The 4,031-nt window shown below is 66.3% G+C and carries 5 protein-coding genes; 4 read left to right on the top strand and 1 reads right to left on the bottom strand.

What is annotated here, in order from left to right; all coding sequences use genetic code 11:
* Positions 1-193: 193 nt before the first annotated feature.
* Complete coding sequence (locus ABYB95_RS18475; protein WP_372660178.1) at positions 194-526, top strand: Mpo1-like protein; 333 nt, start codon at positions 194-196, stop codon at positions 524-526.
* Between the two features lie 31 nt (positions 527-557).
* Here ABYB95_RS18475 and ABYB95_RS18480 read toward each other — a convergent pair whose 3' ends face one another.
* Entirely contained in the window at positions 558-1,829 is a 1,272-nt protein-coding gene (locus ABYB95_RS18480; RefSeq protein ID WP_372660180.1) for a YihY family inner membrane protein, read from the bottom strand.
* 103 nt (positions 1,830-1,932) lie between these two features.
* Here ABYB95_RS18480 and ABYB95_RS18485 point away from each other — a divergent pair, with 103 nt between their 5' ends.
* The 3 genes from ABYB95_RS18485 to ABYB95_RS18495 form a co-directional block, all read left to right on the top strand.
* Positions 1,933-2,400 (top strand): DUF2069 domain-containing protein, encoded by a 468-nt coding sequence (locus ABYB95_RS18485; protein ID WP_372660182.1) that lies wholly within the window; start codon positions 1,933-1,935, stop codon positions 2,398-2,400.
* On the top strand, positions 2,397-3,821 hold the full coding sequence (locus ABYB95_RS18490) for an FAD-binding oxidoreductase (RefSeq protein WP_372660184.1): 1,425 nt from the start codon (positions 2,397-2,399) through the stop codon (positions 3,819-3,821). Before ABYB95_RS18485 ends, ABYB95_RS18490 begins: the two co-directional genes overlap by 4 nt.
* The coding region (locus tag ABYB95_RS18495) for an SEL1-like repeat protein (RefSeq protein WP_372660186.1) at positions 3,818-4,031 on the top strand (214 nt) is incomplete at its 3' end. The genes ABYB95_RS18490 and ABYB95_RS18495, both read left to right, overlap by 4 nt.

A 4,031-nucleotide genomic window follows, 5' to 3' on the forward strand; every position in this document is an offset into this window, starting at 1 on the left:
CGGCCAAAATGGCCATGCGCGGCGTTGCAAAGCCTGGCCGGGGGGAAGCCCCGGCTGCCCCATCGGTTGCATGTGGCGCCTTGCGCATGGCCTTTTTGATCCGCAACGCATCTTGGACAAATAGTGTGAACAGGCCCTAGACTGATTGGTGCAAACATCATCGGCCCCGCAACGCCCCTTTTGGAGACACGACATGAACGACACCGCCCGCGACGTGGAACGCATCCAATCCATCCAGTCGTTCCACGACTTCTACCCCTTCTACCTGGGAGAACACGCCAACCGCAACTGCCGCCGCATGCATTTTCTGGGCAGCAGCCTGGGCTTGATCTGCCTGGCGATGGTGTTCTGGACCGGCAAGCCCCAATACCTGCTGTACGGCTTGCTGGCGGGCTACGCCTGCGCCTGGATCGGGCATTTCGTGTTCGAGAAGAACAAACCCGCCAGCTTCAAGCGTCCGCTCTACAGCTTCATGGGCGACTGGGTCATGTACAAGGACATGTGGCTGGGCAAGGTTTCCCTTTAACCGTTGAGCCACCCAGTGGCCGCACAGCGCCTCAGTCCGTGGTGCCGGACTGCGCTTCCATCGCCTGGCGCAGGCTGAGCACGTCCCAGCCGCTGGCCTGCCACATGGCTTCGGTGTGCAAGGCCCGGCGCAACAACAGGCGGTTGACCAGCGGCGCCAGCGGCGTGGCATCGGGGTCGACCAACAGTACCCAGCGCCCTTCGTCTTCGTCCAGGCAGCCCACCCAGTCGAGCTGGCGCAAGGCCTGCAAGGGTTCTTCCAGTTGCAAGCCGTCCACCCGCAACACCTGCGCCAAAGCCGCCAGGCTCAGGCCCCGGGGTTCGAGCGGCAAGGCCTGCCCGGCCTCTTGTGTACGTGCGCGCTGCAATTGGGTCACCGCCTCCAAGGCCAGCTGGTACGCCCAGCCCGGTGTGTCGCCGCGCCGCGCAATGCCGCTCAGCAGGCTGGGCAGGTAGGCCGCCACCACCGCGCCCAGCAAGACAATGACCCAGGCCAGGTAAATCCAGACCAGCAGGATCGGCACGCTGGCAAAAGTGCCGTAAACCACCGAATAGGTGGGCACGGTGGACAAATACCAGGACAGCAGTTTTTTGGCCAGCTCCAGGCCGCTGGCCACAAACAGCCCACCGAGCAAGGCATGCGCCCAGCGCACATGGGTGTTGGGCACATAGCGGTACAGCGCCGCCACCCCGCCAGCCATCAGGCCAAATTGCAAGGTGTCGAGCAGGAACTTGAGCCCACCCGGCAGTGCGGCCACCAGCCCTTTGGAGGACGACAAGGCGTACGAGGTGGCGGTGAGGCTGCCCGCCAGCAACAAGGGGCCCAGCGTGAGCACCGCCCAGTACACCAGCACACGCTGGGTCAGCGGGCGGCTTTCGCGCACGCGCCAGATGTCGTTGAGCTTGCGGTCGATGGTGAGGATCAGGGCCAGCGCCGTGACCAGCAAGGCCAGCGCACCGGCCCAACCCATCTGGCCCGCCTTGGCCGCGAACTGGTTCAGGTAGCTCAAGACTTGGCGTGCGATGTCGCCCGGCACCAGACTGGTCACCAGCCATTGCTGCAAATTCTTCTGCAACCGGTCAAACATGGGGAAGGCGCTGAAAACGGCCAACGCCACGGTGAACAGCGGCACCAGTGAAATGGTGGTGGTGAAGGTCAGACTGCTGGCCGTCACGCCCAGGCGGTCTTCGCGGAAGCGCTCGCGCAGCGTCACCGCCGTGTTGCGCCAGGGAAAATTCAGCGTATCGAGCCAGAGGCTGCGCAGCAGGGTTTCCATGTCCTGCAAGCGGTCGGAAAGAGTCATGCCGGTATCATCCCAGATGTTGGATGAAACCTTGCGCCCGCTGTGCCCTGCGCCCTGGAAACACCCCTGCCCGTTTGGCCCGCCCCCGCAACGCACTCCCCTGATGTCCACCGAAAACCTTGCCCCTGTTCCTGTTGCCTCGATACGCTGGACGCGCCTGCTGGCGGTGGGCAGCCTGCTGGGCCTGATCCTGCTCAGTCTGGCCTGGGAGTTGTGGCTGGCCCCCTTGCGACCGGGCGGCTCCTGGTTGGTGCTCAAGGTGTTTCCGCTGCTGCTGCCGCTGGTCGGCTTGCTGAAGAACCGCATGTACACCTACCGCTGGGTCAGTCTGATGATCTGGCTGTATTTCGCCGAAGGTGCGGTGCGCGCCACCAGCGACCACGGCTTGAGCGCCTGGCTGGCCGGTGTGGAAGTGCTGCTGTGCAGCGCGCTGTTCGTGGCCTGCGCGCTGCATGTGCGCATCCGCCTGCGCCACGCCAACCAGGACGCGGTCAAGGCCGAAGTGGCCCGCCGCACCCTGCCCGAAGGCCTGGCACCAACGTCCCCGGCGCCCGACGCCCCCCAACCATGAGCGGCTTGCTCGCCGAGTTGCGGCAGGCCGTGGGCGAGGCCCATGTGCTCACGCACGAAGACCCGGCCACCGACCTCAGCGCCTGGGAAAACGATTGGCGCCGCCGCGCGCAAGGCCGTGCGCTGGCGGTGGTGCGCCCGGGCAGCACGCCCGAGGTGGCGGCGGTGGTGCGCGCTTGCGCGGCGGCGGGCGCGTCCATCGTGCCGCAAGGCGGCAATACCGGCCTGGTGGTGGGTTCGGTGCCCGATGCCAGCGGCACGCAGGTGCTGCTCAGCCTCGGCCGCATGCAGGCGGTGCGCGCGCTCGACAAGGCCAACCTCACGGTCACCGTCGAAGCGGGCTGCATCTTGCAAAACCTGCAGCAAGCGGCCGATCAAGCGGGCTTGCTGTTTCCGCTCAGTCTGGCCGCCGAAGGCAGTTGCACGATAGGCGGCAACCTGGCCACCAACGCCGGCGGCACCCAGGTGCTGCGCTACGGCAATGCGCGCGAACTGTGCCTGGGCCTGGAAGTCGTGACCGCGCAAGGCGAGGTCTGGCACGGTCTGACCGGCCTGCGCAAGGACAACACCGGATACGACCTGCGCGACCTGTTCATTGGCAGCGAAGGCACGTTGGGCATCATCACAGCGGCCACCTTGAAGCTGTACCCGCAACCCGCCGCGCAACTCACCGCCTGGGCCGCCGTGCCTTCGCTCGAAGCGGCGGTGCGGCTGCTGGGGCTGGCGCAGCAGCAACTGGGCGCGGGCTTGACCGGCTTTGAGGTCATGGGCCAGTTTGCGCTCGGGCTCGTGGCGCGCCATTTCCCGGCCCAGCGGGTGCCGCTGTGGCAAAGCTCGCCTTTCTGTGTGCTGCTGGAAAACAGCGACACCGAGTCCGAAACCCACGCCCGCGCGCTGTTCGAACGCCTGCTGGAAACGGCGCTGGAGCAAGAACTGGTGAGCGACGCGGTGGTGGCCGAGAACCTGGCGCAAGCGGGCCAGCTCTGGCACATCCGGGAGAGCATTCCGATGGCCCAGGCCGAAGAAGGCCTGAACATCAAACACGACATCAGCATCCCGGTCTCGCGCATCCCGGCCTTTTGTGAAGAGGCCGACGCCTTGCTGACGCAGGCCATTCCCGGCGTGCGGCTGGTGAACTTCGGCCACCTGGGCGACGGCAACCTGCACTACAACGTGCAAGCCCCGCTGGGCGCCAACGCGCAGGACTTCCTTCAGACGGAGGAAGCGCGCGTCAATGCACTGGTGTTTGGCGCGGTGGCGCGCTACCATGGCTCCATCAGCGCCGAGCACGGCGTGGGCAGCCTGAAGGCGGCCACCCTGCCGCACTACAAGGACCCGGTCGCCATCGGTCTGATGCGCGCCATCAAGCAGGCGCTGGACCCCAACAACCTCATGAACCCCGGACGCGTTCTCCTGCCATGATCCGCCGCCACCCCCTTTTGCTGAGCCTGTGCGCCCTGCTGCTGGGCGTGGCCGCCAGCGCACACGCCAACAGCCCGGTGGACGCTACGCAGGTGCTTGCCTGGCGCGAAGAGGCCCGCGCACTGGAGCACGGCGAAGGGGTGCCCAAAGACGCGGATGCCGCCATTGCACTGTATTGCAAGGCCGCCATGGCCGGCGACACGCAGGCCC

The sequence above is a fragment of the Hydrogenophaga sp. genome, from assembly GCF_041633695.1.
Classification (GTDB): domain Bacteria; phylum Pseudomonadota; class Gammaproteobacteria; order Burkholderiales; family Burkholderiaceae_C; genus Hydrogenophaga.

Excerpts from the sequence above, each read along its gene's own strand:
- ABYB95_RS18475 (WP_372660178.1), top strand. The coding sequence starts at position 194 with ATGAACGACACCGCCCGCGACGTGGAACGCATCCAATCCATCCAGTCG.
- ABYB95_RS18480 (WP_372660180.1), bottom strand. The coding sequence starts at position 1,829 with ATGACTCTTTCCGACCGCTTGCAGGACATGGAAACCCTGCTGCGCAGC.
- ABYB95_RS18485 (WP_372660182.1), top strand. The coding sequence starts at position 1,933 with ATGTCCACCGAAAACCTTGCCCCTGTTCCTGTTGCCTCGATACGCTGG.
- ABYB95_RS18490 (WP_372660184.1), top strand. The coding sequence starts at position 2,397 with ATGAGCGGCTTGCTCGCCGAGTTGCGGCAGGCCGTGGGCGAGGCCCAT.